This is a genomic window from Streptomonospora sediminis (genome assembly GCF_054778995.1).
In genome coordinates, this window is record NZ_BAAGYZ010000074.1 from 24148 (window position 1) to 50361 (window position 26214).

Annotated in this window: 19 protein-coding genes; 8 read left to right on the forward strand and 11 right to left on the reverse strand. The window is 72.7% G+C overall.

Features of this window, described 5'->3' with window-relative positions; genetic code table 11:
- Window positions 1–280: 280 nt before the first annotated feature.
- On the forward strand, window positions 281–577 hold the full coding sequence (locus ACYVD5_RS15160) for a DUF4235 domain-containing protein (RefSeq protein WP_461001683.1): 297 nt from the start codon (window positions 281–283) through the stop codon (window positions 575–577).
- An 81-nt stretch (window positions 578–658) separates the two neighbouring features.
- On the opposite strand, the gene ACYVD5_RS15165 is transcribed toward ACYVD5_RS15160, so the two are convergent.
- The 4 genes from ACYVD5_RS15165 to ACYVD5_RS15180 form a co-directional block, all read right to left on the reverse strand.
- On the reverse strand, window positions 659–1480 hold the full coding sequence (locus tag ACYVD5_RS15165; protein WP_461001735.1) for a hypothetical protein: 822 nt from the start codon (window positions 1478–1480) through the stop codon (window positions 659–661).
- A gap of 315 nt (window positions 1481–1795) precedes the next feature.
- Window positions 1796–2095, reverse strand: a complete 300-nt coding sequence (locus ACYVD5_RS15170; RefSeq protein WP_461001684.1) for a DUF4193 domain-containing protein — start codon at window positions 2093–2095, stop codon at window positions 1796–1798.
- Window positions 2096–2597: 502 nt separating this feature from the next.
- Entirely contained in the window at window positions 2598–3881 is a 1284-nt protein-coding gene (locus ACYVD5_RS15175; RefSeq protein ID WP_461001685.1) for a sensor histidine kinase, read from the reverse strand.
- Window positions 3878–4531 carry a response regulator transcription factor gene (locus tag ACYVD5_RS15180; RefSeq protein WP_461001686.1) on the reverse strand — a complete coding sequence of 218 codons (654 nt, stop codon included), beginning with the start codon at window positions 4529–4531 and terminating at the stop codon, window positions 3878–3880. Before ACYVD5_RS15180 ends, ACYVD5_RS15175 begins: the two co-directional genes overlap by 4 nt.
- A 715-nt stretch (window positions 4532–5246) precedes the next feature.
- Between ACYVD5_RS15180 and ACYVD5_RS15185 the strand changes: the two genes are divergently transcribed.
- Window positions 5247–5414, forward strand: a complete 168-nt coding sequence (locus ACYVD5_RS15185; protein WP_461001687.1) for a hypothetical protein — start codon at window positions 5247–5249, stop codon at window positions 5412–5414.
- Window positions 5415–5645: 231 nt separating this feature from the next.
- Here the strand turns inward: ACYVD5_RS15185 and ACYVD5_RS15190 are convergent, their stop codons facing one another.
- The 4 genes from ACYVD5_RS15190 to ACYVD5_RS15205 form a co-directional block, all read right to left on the reverse strand.
- A complete protein-coding gene (locus tag ACYVD5_RS15190; protein ID WP_461001688.1) occupies window positions 5646–6497 on the reverse strand; it encodes an inositol monophosphatase family protein in 852 nt (283 codons plus the stop codon).
- Between the two features lie 92 nt (window positions 6498–6589).
- Complete coding sequence (locus ACYVD5_RS15195; RefSeq protein ID WP_461001689.1) at window positions 6590–8623, reverse strand: S9 family peptidase; 2034 nt, start codon at window positions 8621–8623, stop codon at window positions 6590–6592.
- Between the two features lie 309 nt (window positions 8624–8932).
- Entirely contained in the window at window positions 8933–9970 is a 1038-nt protein-coding gene (locus ACYVD5_RS15200; RefSeq protein WP_461001690.1) for a ferrochelatase, read from the reverse strand.
- 75 nt (window positions 9971–10045) lie between these two features.
- Window positions 10046–11053, reverse strand: a complete 1008-nt coding sequence (locus ACYVD5_RS15205) for a hypothetical protein (protein ID WP_461001691.1) — start codon at window positions 11051–11053, stop codon at window positions 10046–10048.
- A 561-nt stretch (window positions 11054–11614) separates the two neighbouring features.
- On the opposite strand from ACYVD5_RS15205, the gene sepH reads away from it, so the two are divergent.
- Complete coding sequence (sepH, locus tag ACYVD5_RS15210) at window positions 11615–12907, forward strand: septation protein SepH (RefSeq protein WP_461001692.1); 1293 nt, start codon at window positions 11615–11617, stop codon at window positions 12905–12907.
- 179 nt (window positions 12908–13086) lie between these two features.
- Here sepH and ACYVD5_RS15215 read toward each other — a convergent pair whose 3' ends face one another.
- Together ACYVD5_RS15215 and ACYVD5_RS15220 are read right to left on the reverse strand one after the other, a co-directional pair.
- Window positions 13087–14970 (reverse strand): PH domain-containing protein, encoded by a 1884-nt coding sequence (locus ACYVD5_RS15215; protein ID WP_461001693.1) that lies wholly within the window; start codon window positions 14968–14970, stop codon window positions 13087–13089.
- A 68-nt stretch (window positions 14971–15038) separates the two neighbouring features.
- Window positions 15039–15500: a PH domain-containing protein gene (locus tag ACYVD5_RS15220; protein ID WP_461001694.1), complete on the reverse strand. Its 462-nt coding sequence runs from the start codon at window positions 15498–15500 to the stop codon at window positions 15039–15041.
- A gap of 278 nt (window positions 15501–15778) precedes the next feature.
- Between ACYVD5_RS15220 and ACYVD5_RS15225 the strand changes: the two genes are divergently transcribed.
- The 3 genes from ACYVD5_RS15225 to ACYVD5_RS15235 all read left to right on the forward strand — a co-directional run bounded on the left by ACYVD5_RS15225 (window position 15779) and on the right by ACYVD5_RS15235 (window position 18520).
- Window positions 15779–16765, forward strand: a complete 987-nt coding sequence (locus ACYVD5_RS15225) for an ATP-binding cassette domain-containing protein (RefSeq protein WP_461001695.1) — start codon at window positions 15779–15781, stop codon at window positions 16763–16765.
- Window positions 16762–17592 (forward strand): ABC transporter permease, encoded by an 831-nt coding sequence (locus ACYVD5_RS15230; protein WP_461001696.1) that lies wholly within the window; start codon window positions 16762–16764, stop codon window positions 17590–17592. Before ACYVD5_RS15225 ends, ACYVD5_RS15230 begins: the two co-directional genes overlap by 4 nt.
- Window positions 17593–17728: 136 nt before the next feature.
- Complete coding sequence (locus tag ACYVD5_RS15235; protein ID WP_461001697.1) at window positions 17729–18520, forward strand: sporulation protein; 792 nt, start codon at window positions 17729–17731, stop codon at window positions 18518–18520.
- A gap of 195 nt (window positions 18521–18715) precedes the next feature.
- Here the strand turns inward: ACYVD5_RS15235 and ACYVD5_RS15240 are convergent, their stop codons facing one another.
- On the reverse strand, window positions 18716–21994 hold the full coding sequence (locus tag ACYVD5_RS15240; RefSeq protein ID WP_461001698.1) for an AfsR/SARP family transcriptional regulator: 3279 nt from the start codon (window positions 21992–21994) through the stop codon (window positions 18716–18718).
- A gap of 363 nt (window positions 21995–22357) precedes the next feature.
- On the opposite strand from ACYVD5_RS15240, the gene ACYVD5_RS15245 reads away from it, so the two are divergent.
- Window positions 22358–22936 carry a YbhB/YbcL family Raf kinase inhibitor-like protein gene (locus ACYVD5_RS15245; RefSeq protein WP_461001699.1) on the forward strand — a complete coding sequence of 193 codons (579 nt, stop codon included), beginning with the start codon at window positions 22358–22360 and terminating at the stop codon, window positions 22934–22936.
- Window positions 22937–23407: 471 nt separating this feature from the next.
- Entirely contained in the window at window positions 23408–25960 is a 2553-nt protein-coding gene (locus tag ACYVD5_RS15250; RefSeq protein WP_461001700.1) for a hypothetical protein, read from the forward strand.
- Window positions 25961–26214: the final 254 nt, after the last annotated feature.

Below are 26214 nucleotides of genomic sequence, written 5' to 3' on the forward strand. Positions count from 1 at the left end.
TTCCACAGCCGCCGCGGACCTGCCGCGCGGCCCCCGAGCGCCGCCGCAGCGCCCGCAGCAGAGCGGCCCCGTCGCCGCGCGCGGCGACGCGCCCCGCCGGGCGGCGATCCGGCGGCGACCGGCATGAAAGGATTCCGGACAGGCGCATTCGGCAGTCACCGGGTCGCGGCATATTGGACGCGGCTCGCAAGAGCACCGTGCGCGGCCGCGCGTAATGCGGCCGGCCGCAGGCGGACGCGGGCGCGCGATCCGGACGGCTAGAAGGGAAGCGATCCGACAGATGGCTAAGCAGCAGAAGAGCGGCGAGTTCGCCGCGCAGGTCGTCGGCAGCGTAACGGCGCTGGCGGCGGCCTATGTCGCACGCACGGCGCTGACGTTCGCCTGGACACAGGCCACCGGCAAGGCCCCGCCCACCGAGCCGGAGTCCCCCGACGTCGGCCTGGGCGAGGCACTGGGTTGGGCCGTGGTCACCGGAGTCGGTATGGAGGTCACCCGCGTGCTCGCGGTGCGCGCCGCCTACCGCCGGTTCTTCGATGCGGGGCACCAGAGCGGTGTCGTGGGCATCGACGTCGACTGAGCGGCCGCGCCCGCACCTACGCGCGCCCGCCGGCGGCCTTGCGCCGCTCCGCCGGCGGGCGCGCGTATGCGCTCCGGGACCTCAGGCCTCGTTGCCGCTTGCCAGCTCGGGAGTGGTGTTCGTTTCGAGCCTGCGCTGCCCGGAGTCGGCGGGCAGCCCTTGGCGGCGCAGGTCGGCACGCACGGACTTGGCCAGTGCGCGGGTGGCCGACCGGTTGAGCGTCCCCCCGGCCACCGCACCGGTCAGGTAGGGCCCCAGCGTCGTGAGATGGCGCCCCAGCAGCCGCAGCAGCCGCCGGCGCAGCGCGGCCTTGGCCGCGGCCCCCAGCGTCACCGACAGCGACTCCGCGGCCTGAAGCGGATTGATGCCGCGCTTGCGCGCCCAGGAAGCCAGGTACCCGGTGGTGCGCTGCAGCGGGGATCCGGGCGCGGGTGCGCCGTAGACCTCGTGCAGTTCGGCGATAAGCTTGACTTCGACGGCGGCGACGACAACGGTCTCGGCCACGAGCTGGGCCGGCGCGGTCAGCAGCAGCGGCGGTGCCGTGAACTGCACCGCGGCCAGCGCCCCGCCCGCTGCGCCGACACCGGTGGTGGTGCGGGAGGCGTTGCGCACCATCGCGTCGGCGAGGTCCTCGCCGTCGAGGCCGCCGTGGTGGTGGATCAGGGTTTCGCGGTCGCGCACCGGGATGCGGGGTGCGATCTCGTTGGCGAACACATCGGTCAGCCACCGGCCGCCGGCGGCCCCGCCCGCGCCCGCTGCACGGGCGCGCCCGGCCAGCGCCGCGGTGAGGCGGCCCAGCAGGCCGGCCCGGCGTTTGGAGTCGGCGCCTTCTTCGTCGCCGAGGATCTCGCCGACCAGTGCGCCGATGTCGTCCTTGCCGTCAGCGCCGTCCTTGCCCACCACGGCGAGCCCGGTTCCGGGAGCGGCCGGGCCGGCGGGATCGGTGCCGGATCCTTGCGGTGTATCCCCGGGTTCGGGCCGGGGCGGTTGGGAACCGGTCCCCTCGCGGTCTTCAGCAGTATCCTCGGACACGTCCCACTCCCAAATCCCAGCTTTTTCCCAGCTTCGGTACCGTCCACTTACCAAGCTAAGGGAAGCCGTAAAGCAATACCGGGCAGCCCGGGCGTAAAGGACGATGCGCTCCCGGTGGGCCCGGGAGCGCATCAGTCGCCGCAGCGAAGGCCGATCGAGGCATTCGAGGAAAGGAACACGCCCGGCTCAGGCGGCGCACTCCTTGCACACGAGCTGCCCTTTCCTCTGCTCTGCCAACTGACTGCGGTGGTGCACCAGGAAGCAGCGGGAGCAGGTGAACTCGTCGGCCTGACGCGGAAGCACCCGAACCGCCAGTTCCTCACCCGAGAGGTCGGCACCAGGGAGCTCCATGCCCTCGGCTACCTCGTCGGGGTCGACATCGATGGTGCCGGTGCCCTTGTCGACGCGACGCGCCTGTAGCTCCTGCAGGCTGTCCTCGTTGATGTCTTCGTCGGTCTTACGCGGGCTGTCGTAATCGGTGGCCATTCTGCTAACTCCATCCCCCTCGTTCTATGCCTCGTTGCGCGCTACCAACGCTTGAGAGCCTCGTTTTGTGCCCGAACCCGCTGGAAAGTTCCGCCGGCGTAAGCGGACTATGACCCGGACTATGACCCCTCCCGGTCGCAGTCGCACCGCATAGCAGCACTCGGTGAATTGACCCGGTCGCGCTTCGTCGCGCCGCGGATCCACTCGCTCTCATGTGCTACCCAACACCTGCAGGATTCCGACCTGTTTCCTCGTCTTTCCTCGCACCGGTCGAGCGCGGGTACTCCCCGAGTAGCGAGGTAAGAACATACACGCGAACTCCGGGACTTATTCCCGCAGCGTTCACGCCCGGGAGAGCATACCCACCCTCGGCGCACACACGGACCCGGGGTCGTCGTGTCGTAGAACACGTATAGGTATCATGCCCGCGCCCGCTCCCGCAGGATCTTCGCCGACCCCGTGACCAGCCACCTCAGCGGCTTGCGGGGCCAGGGGTCGGATGCTACCTGCCGCCGGCCGCCGTTGTGTCACGGTGCTCGGCAGGGAAACGGACGGTGACCACCAGGCCGCCGCCCTGGCGCGGCCACACGCTGACCGCGGCGCCGTGGGCGCGCACGACCGAGCGGACGATCGACAGGCCCAGCCCGGCGCTGCGCCCGGACTTGACCCGGTCGCCCGAGGCACGGCGGAAGGGCTCGAACAGGCCCTCGATTTCGTAGCCGGCGATGACCGGGCCGGAGTTCTCGACCTGCACCGCCGGGGAATCCTCGTAGATGCCCGAGCGCACCGTGATCTCGCCCTCGGTGACGTTGTAGCGCAGCGCGTTTTCGACCAGGTTGGCCACCAGCCGCTCCAGCAGCACGGGGTCGCCTGCGACGGGGGCGCTGCGCAGGTCGGTGCGCAGGGTGACGTCGGATTTCTCCAGCTCCTCGGAGAGCTGGCTGAGCACGGACTCGGCAACCTCGCCGATGTCGACCTGGGTGCGCACATCGAGTTCGCGGTCGCTCTTGGCCAGGAACAGCAGGCCGTCGATGAGGCGCTCGTGCCGGGCGTTGGTCTCAAGCAGGGTGCGGCCCACCGTCTTCAGGTCCGCCGAAGCCTCAGGATCGCTGAGGGCGACCTCCAGCAGGGTGCGGTTGATCGCCAGCGGGGTGCGGAGTTCGTGGGAGGCGTTGGCGACGAAGCGGCGCTGGCCGTCGAAGGCGCGGTCCAAGCGCTCCAGCATGCCGTCGAAGGTGTCGGCGAGTTCGCGGATTTCGTCATCGGGGCCGCCCAGGGCGATGCGCTCGTGCAGGGAGCGTTCGGAGAGCCGGCGCGCGATGCGGGTGATCTTGTGCAGCGGCGACAGCGCCCGGCCCGCGACAAAGTAGCCCAGGCCCACCGCCAGCAGGCCCACGATCACCAGCGCGATCACCGAGAACCGGGTGACCTGGGCCAGGACCATCTCGATGAACTCGGTCTTGCGCCGCTGGAGTTCGACGGGGTCGGCGTTGGGCATCGTGAAGTTGAGGTTGTCCAGCAGCCCGGCAACGATGATGTAGTTCAGCAGCACCAGCAGCGATCCGGCCGCGAAGAACAGCATGCCGTAGATCAAGGTGAGCCGGGCGCGCAGGCTGATGTTGTCGGTGAAGCGGTGGACCCCGCCGGTGACCGGCCCCGGCGGTTTCACCGACGGTGCGGTGGGCGCGGTCGACAACCGCCGCCATGTCCCGGTGTCGCCCGGCGGGGTGGGTGCTACCTCGCCCGGCGAAGCCGAGGGGTCGGGACCCGGGTCCTGACCGGTCAAATCCGGTACCCCGCACCGGGGACGGTCTGGATGACCGGTGGCTCCCCGAGTTTCTTCCGCAGTGTCATGACGGTGACACGCACAACGTTGGTGAACGGGTCGGCGTTTTCGTCCCAGGCTTTCTCAAGCAGCCCTTCGGCGCTGACGACCGTTCCGTTGGCCCGCATGAGCACCTCGAGCACCGCGAACTCCTTGGGGGTCAGCGACACGCCGTGCCCCTCGCGTTCGACGGTGTGGTTGGCGGGGTCGAGTTCGATGCCGTTGCGGCGCAGCACCGGCGGGAGCGGCGGAACGGCGCGGCGGCCCAGTGCCCGCACGCGGGCGATGAGTTCGGCGAAGGCGAACGGCTTGGTGATGTAGTCGTCGGCGCCGAGCGTGAGGCCCTCGACCTTGTCCTCGAGTTCGCTGGAGGCGGTCAGCATCAGGATGCGGCCGGTGTAGCTCTGGGCGACCAGGGCGCGGGCGACGTCGTCGCCGTGGACGCCGGGGAGGTCGCGGTCGAGGACGACGACGTCGTAGTCGTTGACGCCGACGTGCTCCAACGCGCTGTCTCCGTCGTATACGACATCGACGGCCATGGACTCGCGGCGGAGTCCGACGGCCACTGTGTCGGCCAGAACCTGCTCGTCTTCGACCACGAGTACGCGCACTGTGAGTTCGTCGTCCTTAGCTCTACTGCGGCCCGGGGTGGGCCGCTGCCGGCGCATCCCCCAACACACCGGCAGCGGCGCTTGTGACCCCCGGCTGCGCTTACCGTTATCGCACCCCGCCGATAAGGATGGAGTAAGCCCCTGCGGCTTGCGCCGCTTGGGCCTGACACCGTTCTACCCGCTGCAAGAGCGGAAACGGAAACCCATCCCCGCGCCGGTCGACAATCCGGCGGCGGATGCGCGGCAACCCGGGGTAGCCGCTGGGGAACCGCTGTACCCGGTGGCCGCCGACCGGGTGTCCGATCGGAGGGCCCCTTGCTGCACGGTTCCCGCATTGTGCGCGGGTGTCGCTGCCGGCGTATCCCCCAACCGCCGGCAGCGACGATCACCCCGCACATCTCGAATCTGACACATCCAGGATAAGAAAGAAGTAAGCCTTGATCCGCCCTGCCGGAATGTGGTGTAGGGCACCACCCGCGGTACAGCCGAGTGTGCCATGCCGGCCCCGTACATGCGCGGACCTGTCCACGGGCCGCGGTCCGCTGGGGCGCCGCAGCGATCACAGCTCGATCACGGGCGTTTGGCCGCAGGCACCGGGTGGGTATGGCAGGTACCCGCGGGTCGCGCCGGTCTCGGCACCGCTGTCCCCTGTCACGATGCAGCCGCGCCGCGGTGGCGTCGCGCTGCACTGGCGCGTTGAAAAAAGTGAGGTGAAATGGGCGAGTTCCGCGCGGAGATCACGGGCCGCATGAAGGAGATCCGCCAGTCGCTCCAGGCGGCGCAGGCTGCTGGAGACGAAGACCTCGCCGACGTTCACATGTCGGAACTCGAGGACCTGCACCGCATCGCCGCCCGCAACGGAGTCGACACCGGCTGCGGGTGATCGCACCATGCCGCTGCGCCGGTTCCGGTATCGGACCGCAGCGGCGCGCATGAAAGGCCGGCTTGGTGGGAGCCGGCCGACCAGCACAGCGGGGCCCGCCGACAACTCACCCGGGCCGCCGCACCCTTCGAACCGCCTCCGGCACGCTGTGCGCGCCGGAGGCGGCGTGTTTTTCCCGTCTTGGCGGCCGGCGGCCGGGGCAAGCCGTGCATGCGCCGCGCAGGGCGCGGGTCAGTCCCGGCCGGCGGCCGGCTCGTCGGTGTCGGCGCCCAGCGGAGCCAGCAGGTCGTGCAGCTCGGCGAAGAGCTCCGGTGCGGCCGCGATCAGCAGATCGGAGTTGGGCGGCGCACCGTGCAGCCCGCCGACCTTGGCACCGGCTTCCTGGACGATGAGTGCGGCCGCTGCCCAGTCCCACTGGTTGAGCCCGCGCTCGTAGTAGGCGTCGGCATGGCCGCGCGCCAGTCCGCACAGGTCGACCGCTGCCGATCCGCCGCGCCGGATGTCGCGGATGCGCGGCAGCACCGCCCGCAGCACCTCGGCCTGCTGTGCGCGCCGCTGTGCGCTGTAACCGAAGCCGGTGATGACCATCGCCAGTTCCAGCGGCACCGCGGGTGGCGCAACGAGGGGTTCGCCGTTGCAGAACGCCCCGCCGCCGAGGGTGGCCGTGTACAGGTCGCCGCGCGCCGGCACCGCGACCGCCCCGGCGACGACTTCGCCGCCTGCCTCGGCGGCGATGGAAACCGCCCACTCCCCGCGCCCGTAGAGGTAGTTGACGGTGCCGTCGATCGGGTCGACGATCCACCGGACATCCGTTGGGCCGGCTCCGCCCGCTCCGCCGGCGCCCTCATCGGCGCCGCCTTCCTCGCCCAGGAAGGAGTCGCCGGGGCGGGCCGCGTCCAGGCGCTTGCGGATGAGGTCCTCGACGTTGCGGTCCATCTGGGTGACCACGTCGGTGGGCGAGGACTTGGTGTCGAGGACACTGATCCCGGCCTGCCCTTCGGCGGCCACCCGCCCGCCCTCCTGGGCGGCCTCTGCTGCGAGGGCCAGTAGCGCGGCCCGGTCCTGCATCGGCATCGTGGACATCGATCCCCCGTTCATGCGGTCCCTTCGTTCCGGGGCGCGGATCGGCGCCCCGCTGTCGGCCCTGCAGGGCCCTGCCCGGTCCGGCCGCCGGATCACACCAGAGGCGGCCGCTGCCAATCCTTGCCCAGGACGTGGTGGTCGAGGAAGGCGAGCACGGTTTCGTACCAGACCTTGATGTTGCCCGGTTTGAGGACCCAGTGGTTTTCGTCGGGGAAGTACAGGAACTTGGCGTCGGCGTCGCGGCTCACCAGGTCCCACCACAGCCGCAGCCCCTCGCCGATGGGCACCCGGTAGTCCTTGTCGCCATGGATGACCAGCATTGGCGTGCGGATGCTGTCGGCGCCGGTGTTCGGCGAGATCCGCCGGTAGCGCTCGGCCTGGTCGGCCGGGGCGCCGAACTCCGCCTCCCAGTCGGCCGGGTAGTCGGTGGCACCGGCGAAGGCCTCCAGCGACCACAGGGAGGCATGGGTGACCACGGCGGCGAACCGGTCGGTGTGCCCGGCGATCCAGTTGGCCATGTAGCCGCCGAATGAGCCGCCCATGGCGGCGGTCCGGGAGCCGTCGATGTCGTCGCGGGAGGCGGTGGCGTCGGTGATCGCCATCAGGTCGGCGAAGGTCGGCGCGCCCCACTCGCCCCAGGCGCGGCGGCGCATCCCGGCCCCGTAGCCGGTCGACAGCGCCGGGTCGGGCAGCAGGACCGCGTAGCCGCGGGCGGCCAGCAGCCACGGGTTCCACCGCCAGGACCATCCGTTGAAGCTCATGTAGGGGCCGCCGTGCACCCACAGGACCAGCGGTGCGGGCGCCGCCGCGCCGGCGCCGGAGGGCAGCGCCAGCCAGCCGCGGATGGGTGTGCCGTCTTCGGCCGCGGTCTCGACCTCGGCGAGGGTGCCGGGAAGCTCCAGCGGCTCCGCGGGCGAGCGCAGCCGCACCGGCTGCCGGCCGCCGGCCCCCGAGGTGTCGTCGATGCGCACGGGGGTGGGCGGCTCGGCAACGGAGTCGCGCAGCGCATAGAGCGCGGTGCCGCTGCGCGCCGGGTTGAGGTGCGTGTAGGAGCCGTCGTCGGCGGTGATGCGGGTCAGGGCGCCGGTGGCGATGTCCACGCGGAACAGCGGGCATCGGCCCTGGTGGTCGGCCGCGAACAGCACGGCCGAGGAGTCGGCCGCCCACACGTGCTCGCGGGGCCACAGGTCGTGGTCGGGCAGCAGGTCGCGGCCCTCTCCGGTCTCCAGGTCGACCAGCCACAGCGTGCAGTCGCGGGGCTCGCCGTCGGGGCCCGGCCGGCCGTCGTAGTCGCGGAGCACGGCGGCGCGGCGGCCGTCGGGCGAGACCGCGGGCGCGCCGAAGTTGTACTCGGGGTCGGCGGCCAGGACACGGCGTTTACCGGTGGCCGTGTCGATGGTGACGACCTGGTCGCGCTGCCGGCCGCGGCCGGCGTAGGAACTCCATGCGGTGACGACCGCGGAGCCGTCGGGGGTGATGTCGGGAGCGTGGCCGTACAGGGCCATGTCCGGTTCGGGGGTGAGGTCGGCCGGCGGGCCGAGGCCCGAGCGGGAGTCGGCGGGCGGCTCGGCGGTGAACAGCCGCGGCCGGGCCGGACCGAGGTCGCGGTCCCAACTGCGCACCGGGAAGGACTCGTGCAGGATGGCGCTGACCCCGGCGTCCTTGCGGGCCTTGCGGGCCTGGGCGTCGGCCTCGGTGCCGGCGGCTCCGGGGTGCACCTCGGAACTGTAGACCACGGTGCCGGTGCCGCGGGCGACCGCCACCGCGCCGAACCCGCCGGGGCGCTCGGCGACGCAGCGGGCCTCGCCGGCTCCCGCGGGCAGCAGCCACAGGGCGGGGGCGTCGGCGGACTCGGTGCTCTCGGGATCGGGGCGTGCCGAGGTGAACAGCAGCGAGCCGTCGGGCAGGAAGGCGGGGGCGGCCTCGCCGGCGGCGGAGCGCGTCAGCTTGCGCGGCTCGGTCTCGCCGGCGGGGTCGATCTCCCACAGGGCGGTGCGGAAGGCGGTCCGGTCGGGGGTGAGCTCGCTGACGGGTGCGACCAGGCGCATCCCGTCCGGCGAGAGGGCAAGGCCGTTTACACGGCGCTCTCCGATGTACTCGGCGAGGTCATACCAGGTGCGAACCACGTCGTGCGACTTCCCCTCTACCCGTCCGCCCGCTCTTTGCAGCGCGTGCGGCTCATTGCGATTCGGTGCACCCGACTGCGGTGCAGTGCGCGGCAATGCGGCGAAATGCGGCAATGTCGCAATGCGGTGCGCGGCGGTTGCAGCGCATTGCGATCCACCGCGGTCCGCTGCAATCCACTGCAGTCCGGCGCAGTGGGCGGAGCCGGGGCCGCTGGCCGGCCGCCCGCACGGCGACCGCCCGTCAACACCGGCATCCACCCCGAATCGACCTTATCGGGCGCGGGTTCCCGCGGCATCGGCCTGCACCGCTCAGCGCTGCCGGCAGCAGCCCTCAGGGCAGTCGTGGCAGGCCGGCAGCGAGGTGAGGCCGAACGGCTCGGTGCCGCCGGCGCGTTCGGCCACAAGCTCGCGGACCATGGTCACGAACCGGGGGTGTGTCCCCGGGCTCAGCGCGCGCACGAAGTGCAGGCCCAGGTCCTGCGCGGTCCGGTGGGCCTCGTTGTCCAGGTCGTACTTGACCTCCATGTGGTCGGACACGAAACCGTACGGGACCACCACGACCGCTGTTGTGCCCTGTTCGGCCAGTTCGGCCAGCCGGTCGTTGACGTCGGGCTCCAGCCACGGCTGGGTGGGCGGGCCGCTGCGGCTCTGGTAGACGAGGTCGTAGGGGTGGTCCGTGTCCAGCCGCTCGGTGACCAGGCGGGCGACCTCGGCCAGCTGGGCGGTATAGGCGCCGCCGGGCCCGTAGGCGTGGCCGGGGGCGCCGCTGGCATCGGCCATGGCGGTGGGGATTGAGTGGGCCGAGAACAGCAGGTGGGCGCCGCTGCGCTGGTCCTCGGGCAGCCGGTCGAGCGCGTCGCGGGTGTGCTCGACCAGCGGTTCGATGAAACCCGGGTGGTCGAAGAACGGGCGGATCAGCTCGATGTCGGGCGCGCCGGGGCCCGCGGCCTCGCGCGCGGCGGCGATGTCGTCGAGGTAGGCGCGGTGGCTGGAGTAGTTGCTGTAGGCGGAGGTGGCCAGCGCCACCACCCGCCGTATGCCGTCCTTGGCCATCTGCGCCACGGTGTCGCTGAGCAGCGGGTCCCAGAACCGGTTGCCCCAGTAGACGGGCAGGTCCACGCCTGCCGAGGCGAAGTCGGCGCGGATCGCCGCGATGAGGTCGCGGCACTGCTGGTTGATGGGGCTTACGCCGTCGTAGAGGTAGTAGTGCTGTCCGACTTCGGCCAGGCGCTCGCGGGGGATGTTGCGCCCGCGGGTGACGTTCTCCAAGAAGGGGATGACGTCCTCGTTGGCCTCGGGCCCGCCGAAGGAGACAAGCAGGAACGCGTCGTAGGAGTCATAGGGCATGGCCCTATCAAACCAGCTCGCCGCGGCGCTCCCATTCCGCCCGCCGACCGCGCGTGTCATCCCGCTGGGGGCCGGTCAGGATGCGGGCCGCTGCCCGGAGAGGCCCTGTCCGGTGCCGCCTGAACCGGCGCCCGCACCGGCTCCGGAGTCCTCGGAGCCCTGTTCCTGCTGCTCTTGCTGTTCCTGCTCCTGCCCGCCGGTGCCGTCCTCTTGCGGCGGGGCGGTCTCGGCGCCGCTCTGCTCGCCGCCGGTGCCGGGCTGCCCGGGGGGCCGGGGCCCGCCGTCCTGCTCCTGTTCCTGCTGCTCCTGCTGCTCGGTGGCTTCGGGGCGGGCCGTGGCGCCGCCGCCGTCCGTGCCGCCGGTCGGGGCGGGGGTGGTCTGCGGTTGCGGATCGGCGCCGCCCTGCTCTCCGGCAGACCCGCCGCCCATCAGGGTGGGTGCCGAGTCGGTGTTGCGGCCGTGGACGGTGTCCGAAAGCGACTGGCCGGAGATCAGCTCGAAGACCAGGACCACGGCCATCACACCGAGGAACACCGCCGCGGCGGGTACCGCCAGTCGGCGCCACCCCGGCCACGCCCGGCGCATGCGCGCAGGCCGACCGCCTGCGGCAGCCGTGCCGGTCCGTCCCGCAGCGGCCCCGCCACCGGGCTCCCCGTCGCCGGGGGGTGTGGCGGCGGGCAGGTGCAGCGCGCGGGTCTCGTCGACCGGGGCGCCGCGATCGCCGCCGGCCGGCGCTGCGTCATCGTCCGCCGCGGCCGGCCGCGTGCCGCCATCGGCCGCGCCGGAGCCGGCGGTGGAACCGCTACCGGTGTCCTGCCGGGCGGGGTCGGCAGAGGAGGAGCGCGCCCCGCCGCGCCCGGCCAGGCCGCGGGCCTTCTCTCGGCTCTGGTTCAGCAGGTGGACGGCCACAGCCGTACCCGCCGTGCTGATGACGCTCATGACGGCGGCGCCGATGACGGTGCCGTAGACGCCCATGTAGGAGGCCGCCGTGGCGGCGGCCATCGTGGCCGCACCGCCCCCGACGAGTTGGGAGACGTTCAGGTCGATGCGCTTGCGGCGGCCGCCGTCGCCCTCTTCGGTCATCTTCCCCCTCTTCGGCCGCACAGCCCCGGTCGGACCGTTGCCGGGGCGGGTGCGCAGAGCGGACGGGTGCGGCGGCGCGCCGGTCGCACCGCCCCCCACTCCCCCGGACACAACCGAACAACCGCCACAGCAGCCCCCTATCTTCCACAGCGGCCCCGAAAACACCCGCATACCGGATTGATCACTTTATTCCGACGCCCGGCATGTCCGGTTGCTTTCTCCGCGCATTGCGCGTATTGCCGCGAACCCCGTGGAACGGGCCGATGACCCGGGCAGACCGGCCCGGTCTGGACTGCTCGGGATACCATCGCCGAAGGGGCGACGGACACGGCGGCGTCCGAGGAACGCTCGCCACGCGGAGGACCCGGTTCGCCTGCAGCGTGCCAAGATGGCATCCGGGAGCACGACGACGCTCGACGGGCGGTCTCACCGCCGCGCCGGAGGGCCACGCAGTTCGGACATGCCGGGCGCGGTATTGGCCGAACACACAGATGCCGATGAGACTGGGATCGTGGGGGATGGCCGAGGACCCACCCTCGACGGGACGCGAAAGGGAGGGCGATGCAAGAGCTTCGCCTCGTCGCCGTCAGCGAGGACGGCACTTACCTGGTATTGGCGAGTGCCGGCCGTGGGACCCGTTTCATGCTGCCCGTTGACGACCGGCTCCGCGCTGCCGTGCGCGGACAGTTCTCCCGGCTCGGCCAGTACGAGATCGAAGTGGAGAATCCGTTGCGCCCCAAGGAAATCCAGGCCCGGATCCGCTCCGGTGAAACAGCCGAGGCGATCGCGGAAATCTCCGGGATCCCCATCGAGCGTGTCCGCTGGTTCGAAAGCCCCGTACTCCAGGAGCGCGAGTACGTGGCCCAGCAGGCGCAGCGGGCCTCGGTCCGGCGCCAGGGCGAGTCCGCTCCCGGTCCCGTCCTGGGCGACCTGGTGACCGAACGCATCGGCGCCCACCAGCTTGAAACCGGCGACGCCGCCTGGGACTCCTGGAAGCGCGAAGACGGCACCTGGCAGCTCCGGCTGCTCTTCCTCGCGGCCGGCGAGGAACGCGTGGCCCACTGGGTCTACGAGCCCCGGCGGCGATCGGTCACACCGGCCGACGACGAAGCCGTGCGCTTCCTCACCCCCGATACCGACGAGCCGCTGGACCTCGGGCCGGGCAGCGCGAACGTCACCCCTTTCATCCCGCGGCGCCAGGGTCCGGGCCCTGCGCCCGAACCCGCGCGGCCCCCCGAACCCGTGCGGCCCGAATCCGCGCGTCCGGAACCCGCACGGCCCGAACCCGCACGGCCGGAACCGGCCCGATCCAGCGCTGCGGCCGAACCGCCGCGCAACGACCCGCCCCGCAACACCCGGCCGCCGGAACCGCCGGTGCAGCCCGAACGCCCGGAACGCCCCGCACGGCCCTCACGCACCCGCATCACGCCCGACCGCACTGCGCCGGCGGCCCGCGACACTCCCGGCAGCGCTCCGCGCCGGCGCGAGGACCCCGCGCCGGCGCCCGAGCCCGCGGCACCTGCGGCGCAGGCCGGCACCGCCGAGGCTCCCGAGCGCCCCGAGCGCCCCGCTGTGGGACGCACCGGTGTGCAGCAGACGCCCGAGCCTCCCGCCGCCCAGCAGCAGACCCCGGCGCCCCACGCGCCCGAACAGCAGCCCGAACGCCAGGACCACACCGCCGCCCGCCGCCAGGAGCCGCCGGTCTCGGCAGCCGCCGCGGGAACCGGCACCGGCACCGGCAGCGCCGCAGGAGGAGCGACCGGCGAATCCGCGCCCCGGCGCAAGAGCCGCGGCCGCCGCGCCTCGGTACCGTCCTGGGACGAGATCATGTTCGGCTCCAAAAAGACCGACTGACCGGGCCACCGGGCCGGCCGCGGTCCGCTCTTTCGATCCGCCGCCTGCGGGCGGGGCGCCGGCGGCGCCCCGCCCGCAGATGTATTTGCAGCCGCCACGGGCGGCGCGGATACGCCGATCAGTCCCCGCCCCGGCCTCCGCTCGTCCGGTCCTCCGGTGCGTACCGGGGACACCGCCGGTCAGCTCGGCAGCTCCCCGCCTTCACCGCCCGGTGCACGGTCGCCTTCGCCCTCTCGCCCGGCCGGGCCGGCGCCGCCGTCTGCGGTCCCGCCGCCGCCCGCTCCGGCCTCGGCCGCCTCACCGGACGCCGCCGGAGCCGCGGGGGCGGCACCGGCGGATCCCGCGCGATCGGCGGGTGCCGCGGGTTCGAGGAACGGGCGCACCATCGCAGGGGTCACGCTGCAGGCGAAGTCCACCGAATCGCCGAACCCGGCGTCGATCGCGGAGTAACCGCCGCCACCGGCCCCCACCGACAGCTCCAGGTCGGCCAGCGCCGCTCGGCGCTGGAACAGCGTCTGCCGCCAGTTCCAACCGATGACGGCGTCGCGCTCCACCACGGCCTGCACCCGCCGCAGCGAACCCGACCGCACACTCACCTGGCGGCCGTCGTAGCCGTGGCCCAGCGCCCGGTAGCGGTCGATCCCCAGCGGCACGCCCAGCACCGCCAACAGCGCCAGCACGACCGCCACCCACACCGGCGCGAAGAAGGCAGCGGCCGCCGCGGCCGCCGCAAACGGTCCCACCGCACGGAACAGCCGCCGCCCCAGTGCCGCGCGCGGGTGGCCGGCGAGCGTGCCGCGGAAGGGGACCAGCGCCCGCTCCACCACGTCCTCGACCTGCCGGCGCGGGCCCGTGGGCATCAGCATCGCCCGTGTCGCCGTCTGGCCCAGTCCGGTGACGATGGCGCGCAGGCGCACCGCCGAGCGGGTCCGCTCCAGCGGGTTGTCGGTCAGTTCGTGGCCGCGGATGCGCCGTGTCTCCAAGGTCACGCTCTGCCGGGTGAACAGCCCGCGCTCGGCGACCAGCGCGTCGCCGCGCCGGCGCAAGGTGAAGCGCCAATGCGTGACGGTGTAGGAGGCCACCGCGAACAGCGGCATGGCCAGCAGCAGCACGAACGCAAGTGCCAACCCCGCCACGACGAGCAGGGACACCGCGGTCCCGGTGGCCCATTCGTAGACCTGGAAGGCCAGGTCGCCGGCGCGCGATCCCGCGGCCCGGCCCATTCCCTGGCCGAGGAATCCGATCAGCGTGGCCAGGGCCACGAACGGCGTCAGCAGGTAGCCCAGGCTCAGCACGGCGTAGAAGTACCAGCTCGGCGGCATGGTGAAGTACACCTCGCCGGCGGTCTCGGAGTCGGCGCCGGGCGGTTCAGGGCCGGACCGCGCCGCCGCCGGGTCCTCCCCGGCGGCCGCACCGCGGGCGGCGCCCTCGGCTCCGGGTTCGTCGCCGCGCAGGTAGGCGCGCCGCCGCAGCAGGACCCGGCGCAGCCGGTCGGCCTCGGCCGCGGTCACCGCGTCGAGCTTGCCCTCCTCGCTGTCCCCGCCCCCGGCGGCGGCGTCGATCTTGACGACGGCCAGGCCCAGCATGCGGTGGAGCAGGTTCGAGGTGATGTCGACGCCGCGGATGCGCTCCAGCGGAATGGACCGCCGCGAGCGGTTGATCAGGCCCCGGCGGATCTCCAGGCGTTCGGCGCCGACCTGGTAGCGGAACGTGCGCCAGGTGACCAGCCCGCTGGCGACCATCAGCACGAGTGCGCCGCCGGCTCCGCCCAGCATCCACGGGTTGAAGCTGTAGGTGCCGGCGATCAGCGCGGCCACGATGGGCACGAGGAAGTTGCGCAGGTAGTTGATGGGCGCGGTGACCAGGGTCAACGCGCTGAGGCGGTACTCGGGCTCGGTTTCGGACGGCCCGAACTCGCTATCGGCGGCGGGGCGCTGCGGGGTCTCCCCGGTGTCCCGGCTGTGCGGGTCGGGCGCCGTGCCGCCGGGGTCGCCGCCGGGGTCGGCGGGGTTTGCGCCGTCGGGGCCGGTCCCCTCGCCCGCGGGCGGGACGTTCTCGCTCATCGGTCTCCTTGGTCGGGCCTGCGCCGGCGGGCGGTACCCGCGGGGCGGGCAGGCGCCAACGGCTCAGGTCAGGTGGCGTCGTTGCGCAGTTCGGCGGCGCGCTCGGCCAATTCCTCGGAGATCCGCCGGGCGTCGGCGGCGTCGAGTCCTTCGATGGTGGAGGATCCGGCGTGCGAGGCGGTCTGCACCTCCAGCGTGGCGACGCGGAACAGCCGCTCCATCCATCCTTGGCGGTGGTCGACCGTCTGGATCCGACTGACCGGAACCAGTTGCCACTGGCGGCTGAACCAGCCGCTGCGGGTGTAGACCACGTCGGCGGTGATCTCCCAGCGGTGCACGCGGTAGCGCCACCTGGGCATGATCGCCGCGCGGGCGGCGGCGTAGACGGCGAAAAGCCCTGGCAGCCACCAGGCGTTGCTCAGCAGCGGGTCGGGCACCCACTCCCACGATGCCAGGCGCAGCCCCCACACCGCGGCGCAGAGCAGCGCCAGCAGGATCGCCGATCCGATCACCGCCTGCAGGGTCCACATCCGCACCGATCTCGGCGAAACACGGTGTGTCGGAGGTCTCAAACGCGTCATCGTGGCCACGGGTTGAGTCTAGACGGCGGGCATTGTCCGGTTCGCGCCATTGCGGGCGTGCCGGGAACCGTCGGGGCGGCCGCGGTGTTGCACCTGCGGGGTCGCTGCCCGGAGCGGCCGCGGGTGCCGCCTTGTCGGCCGCATGTCAGGTGCCGGGGGGCCGGTTATCAGCGGTTTGTCAGTACCGCTCCGGAGACTGAGGGGATGAACGCACATGGGGAGGAACAATGACTGACGCCATCCGAGCGGAGGGTCTGGTCAAGAGGTTCAAGGGGCAGACCGCCCTCGGCGGGGTCGATCTCACCGCACGCACCGGCGCGGTGCTGGGCGTGCTGGGGCCCAACGGCTCCGGTAAGACCACGACCGTGCGGATCCTGTCGACTCTGCTGCAGCCCGATGCCGGGCATGCCACCGTCAGCGGCCACGACGTCGTCCGCGAACCGCACCTGGTCCGCCGCCAAATCGGCCTCACCGGGCAATACGCAGCGGTCGACGAGGACCTGAGCGGCACGCAGAACCTCGTGCTCATCGCGCGGCTGCTGGGCTTCTCGCGCCCGGCGGCGCGCACCCGCACGGCCGAACTCTTGGAGCACTTCGCCCTGAGCTTCGCCGCCGACCGCGCGGTCAAGACCTACTCCGGGGGCATGCGGCGGCGTCTGGACCTCGCCGCCAGCCTGGTGGGCCGGCCGGCGCTGCTCTACCTCGACGAGCCCACCACCGGGCTCGACCCCCACAGCCGCAACGAGCTGTGGGAGGTGGTGCGCAACCTGGTGCACGACGGGGTGACGGTGCTGCTGACCACCCAGTACCTCGAGGAAGCCGACCAGCTCGCCGACGACATCATGGTGCTGGACCGGGGCGAGGTCATCAGCAGGGGAACCCCCGATGAGCTCAAGGCGCGTGCGGGCACCCAGGTGCTGCAGGTGCGCCCGGCCGATCCGGCCGGCCTGCAGCAGGTCAGCGGCATCGTCGAGGCCGTCACCGGATCGGAGGTCCGTTCCGGCGAGGGAGCCGCCAACGCCTCGGTCACCGATACCGCCGTCATGCCCGAGGTCGTGCGCCGCCTGGACGACGCAGGCATCGCCGTGGCCGAGCTGACCCTGCGCAGGCCGAGCCTGGACGAGGTCTTCCTGGCCCTGACCGGGCACACCGCCGAGACCGCCCCCGCCGAAGAGACCGCCGGCGCCGCGGAGACCGAGAGGACACACGCATGAGCACCGTGGAAACGGCGGAGCCGGCCGGCAGCGGCTCCGCCGCTCCCGCTATCACCGAGCGGATCACGCCGCTGTCGACCGTGCAGCACGGCGGCCTGCTGACCTGGCGCAGCCTGCTGAAAATCAAGCGCAACCCCGAGGAGATCCTCGGGCTGACGTTCATGCCGCTGATGTTCGTCGCCCTGTTCGTGTTCGTCTTCGGCGAGGCGATGATGGGCGACTGGCAGGCCTATCGCGACCACATCACGCCGGGCATCATCGCCCAGTCGGTCATCTTCGCCACCATCGGTACCGGCGTGGCGCTCAACACCGATATCGAAAAGGGCATCTTCGACCGGTTCCGGGCGCTGCCCATCGCGCGCTCGGCGCCACTGATCGGCGCCATCCTCGGCGACCTGGTGCGCTACCTGCTCACCGTCGTCATGGTGATCCTGGTGGCGGTGGTCATCGGCTACCGCCCCGAGGGCGGGCTGTTCGGCCTGCTGGCGGCCACGGCCGTGGTCATGGCCTTTGCGTTCGCGCTGTGCTGGTTGTCGGCGTTCATGGGGATGCTGCTGCGCACGCCGATGGCGGTGAACATCTTCGGGTCGGTGTGGATGTTCCCGTTGACCTTCGGCAGCTCGGCGTTTGTGCCCACCGATCAGATGCCGGGGTTCATGCAGACGTTCGCCGAGATCAACCCGGTCACCCACGTCATCAATGCCATGCGCGACCTGCTGGAGGCCAAGCCGGCCGACGGCTCGCTGCTGTGGGTTCTGGTGTGGACCGTGGTGATCACCGCGGTGTTCTTCCCCCTGGCCACCCGGGCCTACCGGCGCCGCGCTTAGGTTCACCCGCTGCCGGGGCCCGTCCGGAGTTACCGGGAACTACCCGCCGCCGCAGTACGTCGAAGCCGTCGCGGTGCAAACGCAGCGCGGTTCCGCCGTGCGGCGGCGGCTCCTCCCTCAACCCCGGAAGGTTCCCATGGGCATTAAGCGAATTCTGGCCGCATTCGGTATCGGCGGCCCGAGCATCGACACGGTCGTCCCCGACCCCCACTCGCGGCCGGGCCGGCAACTGGAGGGCTACGTCGACCTGGTCGGCGGCGAGACCGAGGCCGATATCGACGAGATCGCGATCTCGCTGGCCGCCCGGGTCGAGGTCGAGGCGGGCGATAGCGAGGCCGTGACCACGCGGGAGTTCTCCCGTGTCGCCATCACCGGCCCCTTCCGCCTCAGCCCCGGCGAGCACAAGCGCATCCCGTTCAGCTACCCGGTCTCCTGGCAGAGCCCGCTGACCGATGCGGGCGGGTGGCCGCTACCCAACGCCGTGCTGGGGCTGAGCACCGACGTTGTGATCGGCGGCGCTCCGGACAAGGGCGACCTCGACCCGGTGCGGATCCACCCGCTGCCGGCGCAGGACAAGGTGCTGGAGGCGGTGTCGCGGCTCGGGTTCCAGCTGCTCAAGACCGACGTCGAGCAGGGCTACCTGCGTGGCACCCGCCAGGAGTTCCCCATGTACCAGGAGCTGGAGTACCGCGCGGCGCCGCAGTTCGCCGGCCGGATCAACGAGATGGAACTGTCCTTCGTCGCCGACCCCGAGGGCGCCGAAGTGGTGATCGAGGTCGACAAGCGCGGCGGCCTGTTCACCGAGAGCCAGGACCGCTTTGCCCGCTTCCGCGTGGGCCACAACGAGGCCGCCCAAGGCGGCGACTGGGCGCCCGTGCTCGCCGAAACCGTTGAGTCGATGCTGCAGCGGCGCGGCGTCTTCGGCTGAGGTATTGCGGGTTCCCTGTCCCCGGTGCCGCCCGATCGGGGTCGCTGCGCGGCGGGCAGCGCCGCGGCGGCCGCGGCGGCCGCGGCGGCACCGGGATCGCAGGATGTGCGGGAATCCGTCCCGGATGGTTGTTCGGAGTGCCGGGTTGCCGGGCTGCCCGAGGCCTACCGGGCGGGGCTGGATCCGGCCCCGTTGTCACCAGTCCGCCAGCCAGGCGTCCACCCACCTGCCGACCTCGGCCCGGCCGGTTTCGGCCCCGGCTGCGAAGGCGCGCTCGAACCGGGCCTCGCCCAGGTTCTCGCGGCCGTGCGCGCGGATCCGCGCGACCGCGGGGTCAGCGGTGTTGGCCAGCCCGCGGACCGCCTCGGCGCAGCCCAGCAGCATCGCGGCGCGCTCCGGCCAGTCGGTGTACAGCACCTCGGCAAGCTGCTCGAACACATCGGCGCCGGGCATGCCACCGATCTCGGGAGTCAGCATCCGCCAGGCGGCCGCCGCTGAACCCAGCGCGGCGGCGCGGTCGCCGACGGCCATCGCCGTCCGGCTGCACAACGCCAGCCAGAAGGGTTCGAGCTGGGTGCGCATGACCCCGGTCATCGCGTGGATCTCGGTGGCGATGGCCACTGCGGCATCGTGCGCGGCAGCGTGGTTGCCCGCGGCCCGCTCGACGTCGGCTTCGGCCACCCGGCAGAACACCTTGGTGCCGCTGTCGGCGGCCAGGGCGCGGGCCTCTGCAAGTTCGCGGCGGCTCCGTTCGATGTTCCCGTTCGCCGACAGGTTCACGGCCGCGCGGGCTTTGAAGGTGGCGCGCAGGCCGCTGAGCCCGATCTCCTCGGCCAGCCTGCCGCCCTCGGTCAGCAGCTCCAGCTCAATGCCGAGGTCGCTGAGGTGGTAGAGGCCGGCGGCCACGGTCATCGCGTGAGCGGTCCCCCAGCGGTCGCCGATGGCGCGGAACCGCTCCAGAGCGGCGAGGACGCGGACGCGCCCCTCAGCGCCCCGACCGGAGTGCGCGCCCAGCATGCCGCCGAAGAGTTGGGCCGCGGCGCGCATCCAGGGGTCGTCGCTGTCCTCGGCGACCCGGTCCAGGCGCCCGATGCGCTCTTCGGGCGTGTGGCCGAGCACGCCCAGCAGCATGACGGTCAGGATCAGGCCCGGATACTCCTCGGGCGCCAAACCCGATTCGGCGAGCAGTTCCTCGGCACGCAGCAGCTCCTTGGCGGAGGTCCCTCGCCTTGCGGAGTCGTCGCCCAGCGCGTGGATGGCCAGGCAGTGGCAATAGGCGACAGTGCGGCCCGGGGGCGGGCGCCCGCCGGTCTCGCGCAGGATCTCGCCGCACCAGCGCACCAGGTCCGACCAAGAGTTGGCCATCTGCCAATACCAGCTGGAGACGTACATCAGGTCGAGGGCGAGTTCGACGTCGCGTTCGTCGACGGCCCAGCGCAGTGCCGCGGTGAGGTTGTCGTGCTCGCGGCGCAGCGTGGCCAGCCACGCGAGCTGCTCCGAGCGCCGCAGATGGGGGTCGGCGCTGCTCCACAGCCGCAGGGTGTATCCGGCGTGGGCGCGCCGCGCGGCGGGTTCCTCGCCGCTTTCGGCCAGGCGCTGGGCGCCGTAGGCCCGTACGGTCTCCAGCATCCGGTAGCGGGGTTCGGTGTCGTCGTCCTCGGCGACGTCGACGGTGACCAGGGACTTGTCGACCAGGGCGAACAGCACCGCCCAGATGTCGCGGCCGGTGTCGTCGAAGGCCGCCGAACACACGTGCTCGACCGCGTCGAGGGTGGCGCCGCCGGCGAAGACGGACAGTCGGCGCAGCAGCGCCTGCTCGGGATCGTCGAGCAGCTCCCAGCTCCAGTCGACCACGGCCTGCAGGGTCTGGTGCTGGGGCAGCGCGAACCGGTTGCCGTTGGTGAGCAGCCGGAACCGGTCGAAGAGCCGGGATGCCAGATGTGCGACCGGAATGGCGCGCAGCCGGGCCGCGGCCAGTTCCAGGGCCAGCGGCATGCCGTCGAGCTCGCGGCAGATCCGGACCACGTGTTCGACGTTGTGCTCGGCCACGGTGAATGCGGGGACGACCGCGCGGGCACGTTCGGCGAACAGCCGCACCGAGGCATGGCCCTCGGCGTCTTCAGCGGTGGTGCCCTCGGGCGGCAGGGCCAGTGACGGGACGCCCAGCAGCCGCTCGCCCGCGATGCCCAGGGGCTCGCGGCTGGTGGCCAGCAGGCGCAGACGCGGGCATTGCGCCAGCAGCCGCTCGGCGGCCTGCGCGGTCTCGGCGACCAGGTGTTCGCAGTTGTCCAGGATGATCAGAATGTTGTGATCGCCGAGGAACTCGATGATGCGGTCGAAGATGTTGCCGGTGTTGGCGGGCGCGCCCGAGGACAGCGACATCCCCGTGGTCTCGCCCAGGTTGAGCGCGGACAGCAGCGCGTGCGGGATGTCGGCGCCCGCGCGCAGCGGCCCGAGCTCGACGAACCACGCCCCGCCCTCGGCCAGCCCCGGGTGTTCCTCGACGAACCGGGAGCCGGCCTCGATGGACAGCCGGGTCTTGCCCGCACCGCCGGGACCGATCAGGGTGACCAGGCGTTCGGCGGCCAGTAGGGCGCCGGCCCGGTCGACCTCGTCCTCGCGCGCGATGAAGCTGGTCAGGGTGTGCGGGAGGCGCTTGACGGGGCGCGGCGGCGCAGCGGGGTCCGGCGGCCGGGCCGGCTCGGGCGGTTGGGCCGGCCGGGGCGGCTCGGCCTGGAGCTCGCCGCGCAGCACCTGCAGGTGCAGTTGCTGCAGGTGATCGGAGGGGTCGATGCCGAGGTCCTCGGCCAGCCCGCGGCGCAGCCGGTCGTAGGCGGCCAGCGCTTCGGCCTGGCGCCCCGATGCCGACAGCGCGCGGATGAGCAGCTCGACCGGACGCTCGTCGCGGGGCTCGCGGGCGGCCAGCGCCTCGATGTCGGGCAGCACGTCCGCGCCGCCGCCGAGGTCGAGGCCAAGGGACAGGCGCTCCAGTTGGACGCTGCGGTAGGACTCGGCCAGGCGGGCGGCGACGTCGCCTGCGCCGCCGGGGCCGGCCAGGTCGGCCAGTGCCGGACCGCGCCACAATTCCAACGCCTGGCCGAGCAGCGCTTCGGCGTCCGCCGGGCGGCCCCGGTCGCGGGCGCCGCGCCCGTCGCGGACCAACTGCTCGAAGCGGTGCATGTCGACACTGCCCGGATCGGCCTCCAGCCGGTAGCCGGTCGAGTCGCCGTGCAGCGGCACGGAGTCGCCCAGCGCGCGGCGCAGCCGCGAGGCCAGCGCCTGCAGTGCGTTGCCCGCGCTGTCGGGCTCGGGCTCGTCGGCCCAGATGCCCCTGATCAGCCGCGTGCTGCCAACGGTGCGGCTGGGCGTGAGCAGCAGCAGCACGAGTAGGCGGCGCAGGCGGGTACCGCCGATGGGCAGTACCGCGCCGTCGGCGCTGTGCACCGCCAGTGGACCGAGGATGGAGAACCGCACGGCCCCATGATTGCCGATGCGGGCAACGCCGGTTCAACGGGTTTTCCTCTTTCCCGGTAAAACGTCCTTTTCTCCCGGGGGCGCAGCGGCACCTGCCGCGCCCGGCTCCAGGTGCCGGCGAGGGCGCCGCAACGGCGGCTGCATCGGCATCTGCGGCCGCGGCGCAGGCCGGGGCAGTGCCGGGCGGGGCACCGGAGCGAGCCGGGACGAAAGCACGGGGCGGTGGGCGAACCCATCTCCGCGCCGTCCGCAGTATGGTTCGGAGTACGCCGTGCCGCGCGGCCGGCGCACCGCATGTTCCGCGCCCGCCGCGGGCATCCCGGCACGTGACAAGTCCCGCCGCATCCGTTTCGCAGGAGCCCCATGTTCTCGGTCGAACTCCGTCAGCCCCGATCGCGCCGCGCGGGGACGCGGCTCGCCGCCGCCGCCGGCGCCGTGCTCGTCGCGACCGCGACTGCGGGCTGCGGGAACCTGGCCTCGGGCACCGAGGCCGAAATCAGCGACGAGATCAACCTGACGAGCACGATGATGCAGGCCGACGGGCAGATCCCGAAGCGCTATACCTGCCGCGGCGAGGGGGTTTCACCCACTTTGCAGTGGTCGGGGCTGCCCGATGGCGATATCACCGAATCGTTGGCGCTGGTGGTCGACGCGCCCGAGGAGGCGACGGTCTTCTGGGTGCTTTACGGCCTCGACCCACAGACCGCCGAGCTGCGGCAGAACACCGTGCCCCAGCCGGGCGAGCAGGGGCGCAACAGCACCGGCGGGGCCTCCTACAACCCGCCCTGCCACAAGTCCGACGGCGCGGACGAGATCCGGTTCACGCTCTATGCTCTCGACAGCGAGGTGGAGTTGGCCGACGACGCCCCGCTGGACGAGTCGCTGGGCGCGATAGCCGACCGTGCGGTGGCACGCGGCTCCCTTATGGTTACCAACGGGTAGTGAAATCGCCCACGGCGCCACCAACGACAAAACCTACATTCCAGACATTTGACGCCAGTGCCTGTCCTGTGCGCACTTGCGTAAGCCTCGTCGCCCTCTGCACTCATGCCGCATCTATGCATAAAGTGGGTCCGTGCCCCCCGTTGATTACCTCATGACCGAATCGTGTGAGCGTGGCAACCGGCGCCGCCGCAAGGTCCCGGACTCGGCCGCCATCCCGGGAACCGCGCTCGGCTCCAGGGCCGCGGATGCCTTCGGGTATCCCGCGCGCCGCGCCGCGCGTCCCCATACAACGGGGGTCCCCCAACGGGCCGCGGTCCCCCGAGCCCGCCGGGGCACGTGTCCCGGCTCTCCGGCGGCGCCGTATCGATCACTCGCTCCGGGCGTATCCACACCGGCCGAAACCCTCGCCCCCGCCGGTGGCAGCTCTGACGTCTACCAGGCCGCGGGCCCAAGGGTGGTGCAATCACCATGTCCATTGCGCTAATCGCGATCATCGCCGTCATTGTGGTCCTCGCCGTCCTGTTGCTGATCCTGCTCGGCATGCGGGCGCTCAACGCCGGCAACGCCGACGACGGCTACGACGATGACGACTACGCGGACGACTACGACGACGGCGAGGAACCCGCCGACGACGACCCCGAGCCGCGCTCGCGCGGCCGCGAACGCCGTCCGCGGGCCTCTTCCGCGCCGGGGCGCTCGCGCTCCCGCCGCGGCCGCTCGCCGGCCCGTGACGACGATGCCGACGACGACCTCGCCGGCAACGACTTCTGGTCCAGCCTCTCCGGCGACGACCCCGAGTTCGACGACGAAGAGCGCCCATTCTCCGGCTCCGGCTCCGGCTACGGTTCCAATTCCGGACGGCGCGACACCCGCGCGGAGTCGACCGCCGCGATGGCCGCCGTCGCCGATGACGACGATCCGGACCGCGGCGCCCCCGACACCGCCCCTCCCCCCGCTCCGCCGCGCTCGGCCGACACCGGTTCCCGGCGCGCTCTGGGCGCCGGCGACAGCGCACGCGACCGGGGCGGCCGCGACAGCGCCGCCGAAACCCCTGCGCCCCAAGGCCAGGGCGGTACCACCGATACCTCCGGACTGCGCATGCTGGCGAGTCTGGGCCAGGGCTCCGCACCGGCCAAGGACCCGGCCGGGCCGCCGCCCGCCCCCGACCGCCCCGCAGAGCAGGCTGCCGAGCAGCCCGCTCCCGGGCGTCGGCGGGCCGCCGACCCGCGCGATCCGCTGGACGCTCCCGCTCCCGCTCCCGAGCCCGCCCAGCCCGCCTCTCCGGCCCGGCCCTGGGCTCCGGGCGCTTCCACCGACCCGCTTGCGCAGCCGGGCCGGCAAGGGCAGCCGGGGCAGCAGGCTCCGTTGGGCGGCGCCGAGCCATCCGGTCCCGCTGCATCCGAGCCCGGCTCGTATGCAGCCGACCCGCTCAGCGGTCCCTCCCCGCTGAGCCGCAGCGCACCGGGTCCGGCCGCGCCCTCCGCCTACGACACGGGCTCGCACAGCACCGGCTCCTTCGACACCGGTTCGTACAGCACCGGGTCCTACAGCACGGGCTCTTTCGATTCCGGTCCGGTGCCCGCCGACCGCCCGGCCTACGACACGGGCAGCCACACGCGGCCCCAAGGTCCCGGCTATGCGGGCGCCGCCTCCCCCGGCGCACCGTCCGGCTACGACTCGGGCCCGCACAACACCGGGTCGTACAGCACGGGCTCCTACAACACCGGGTCCTACGGCACGGGGTCCTACGGCACGGGGTCCTTCGAGACCCCCACCTACGATTCGGGCCCCATCGACCGTTCCGCCTACGACACCGGCTCCCACAGCCGCCCCGGCCCGGCGGGCTACAGCGGGGCACCGCAGGCGGACTCCTCGGCCTACGACACCGGCTCCCTCAACCGGCCGACCTACGATTCCGGCCCCATCGGCCGCTCGGCCTACGACACCGGGAACCACAGCCGCCCCGGCTACGAGGCTCCGCCGGTGCCCTCGTCCTACGACACCGGCTCGCACAACCGGCCCGCCTACGACCCTGGCACCGGTTCGCCCTACGACACCGGTTCCTACAGCCGTCCCATCCGCGATTCCAACGACACCGGAGCGCGCGGCGGGCCGGGCGGCGGCGACCCCCTCACCGACCCCGGGTTCGCGCCCTCCACCGCGCCGAGCCCCGGATCCGGATCGCCGATCTGGTCGAGCCTGGACACCGGCTCGCACCAGCGGCCGAATACGCCGCCGACCTACCCCGGCGAGCCCCAGCCCCGCCCCGGTCCCACCGATCCGGTCGGCGCAGGCGGACCGAGCGGGCCCAACAGCCCGGGCGGACCGGGTGGCCCGGGTGGACCAGGTGGCCAGGGCGGTCCCGGTCCGGCGCCGGCGGGCGGATTCGACACGCCGCCGCCCTACGGCACAGGCCAGTTCGCCCGCGACCCCTACGAAAACAGCCCATACGGGGCCCCGCAGCCCGGTGCCCAGGGCGCCCAGCCAGGGGGCCCGGGCGGGCCGGTTCCTCCGGGAGCCGCCCCTGGCGGCGCCGATCCGGGCTACGGCTACGGTGCCCGGCAGGGCGGCGCCCCGTGGGAACAGGCCGCGCCGCCGTGGGGCGGCGGCACCGGTGAACAACCGAGCATGGCGCCGCGGAACGCATACGAGCCGCCCGCCTCCTTCGGCCCCGGACCCGGCGGCCCCGACCCCTACGACAACGGGCTCTACGGCGCTCCGCCGCCCCCGGCCGGCCCCGGCCCGGGACCGCAGGAGGGCTACTCGGGGCTCGGCGGGCCCTCGCAGTACGCTCCGCGCGGGCCCCAGCCGTACTCCGGTTACGCCGATGTGCTCGGCGACTACCCGCCGGGGATGGACCAGTACGGCGGCGGCTACCCGCCGGCGGGACCGGCGGGCTACGACCCGGCTCCGGGTGAATGGCCGCCCTACGGTGCCAACCCCGATCAGCAGGATCCGGAGAACCAGCCGCCGCCCTACGGCCCGGGCGGCTACGGCTACGGCGACGGGCGGTTCCGCTAGGTCGCTACGGCAGGCGAGGGCGGGGTGCGCGAAATCGCGCCCCGCCCTTTTTGCGCCGCTGGACGAGATGCCGCGCCCCCGTCCGGTACGCAGATGCAGGGTTCCCGCTCGCCCCGTCCGCCGGCCCGGCCTGGCCGGCGGGCGAGTACTGCAGGCGAGCACGGCGTCCGTGCTCGCGGCTTTCGGTTTCGGTGCCTCCGGCCCGTTGTCTGCGCACGATCCACCGCAAATTTCGACAATGGTTACCAATGTCA

Coding starts and splice junctions, on each gene's coding strand:
- ACYVD5_RS15185 (WP_461001687.1), top strand. CDS start 5,247: ATGGGCGAGTTCCGCGCGGAGATCACGGGCCGCATGAAGGAGATCCGC.
- ACYVD5_RS15250 (WP_461001700.1), top strand. CDS start 23,408: ATGTCCATTGCGCTAATCGCGATCATCGCCGTCATTGTGGTCCTCGCC.
- ACYVD5_RS15225 (WP_461001695.1), top strand. CDS start 15,779: ATGACTGACGCCATCCGAGCGGAGGGTCTGGTCAAGAGGTTCAAGGGG.
- ACYVD5_RS15170 (WP_461001684.1), bottom strand. CDS start 2,095: ATGGCCACCGATTACGACAGCCCGCGTAAGACCGACGAAGACATCAAC.
- ACYVD5_RS15200 (WP_461001690.1), bottom strand. CDS start 9,970: ATGCCCTATGACTCCTACGACGCGTTCCTGCTTGTCTCCTTCGGCGGG.
- ACYVD5_RS15235 (WP_461001697.1), top strand. CDS start 17,729: ATGGGCATTAAGCGAATTCTGGCCGCATTCGGTATCGGCGGCCCGAGC.
- ACYVD5_RS15205 (WP_461001691.1), bottom strand. CDS start 11,053: ATGACCGAAGAGGGCGACGGCGGCCGCCGCAAGCGCATCGACCTGAAC.
- ACYVD5_RS15220 (WP_461001694.1), bottom strand. CDS start 15,500: ATGTGGACCCTGCAGGCGGTGATCGGATCGGCGATCCTGCTGGCGCTG.
- ACYVD5_RS15245 (WP_461001699.1), top strand. CDS start 22,358: ATGTTCTCGGTCGAACTCCGTCAGCCCCGATCGCGCCGCGCGGGGACG.
- sepH (WP_461001692.1), top strand. CDS start 11,615: ATGCAAGAGCTTCGCCTCGTCGCCGTCAGCGAGGACGGCACTTACCTG.
- ACYVD5_RS15190 (WP_461001688.1), bottom strand. CDS start 6,497: ATGTCCACGATGCCGATGCAGGACCGGGCCGCGCTACTGGCCCTCGCA.
- ACYVD5_RS15215 (WP_461001693.1), bottom strand. CDS start 14,970: ATGAGCGAGAACGTCCCGCCCGCGGGCGAGGGGACCGGCCCCGACGGC.
- ACYVD5_RS15160 (WP_461001683.1), top strand. CDS start 281: ATGGCTAAGCAGCAGAAGAGCGGCGAGTTCGCCGCGCAGGTCGTCGGC.
- ACYVD5_RS15230 (WP_461001696.1), top strand. CDS start 16,762: ATGAGCACCGTGGAAACGGCGGAGCCGGCCGGCAGCGGCTCCGCCGCT.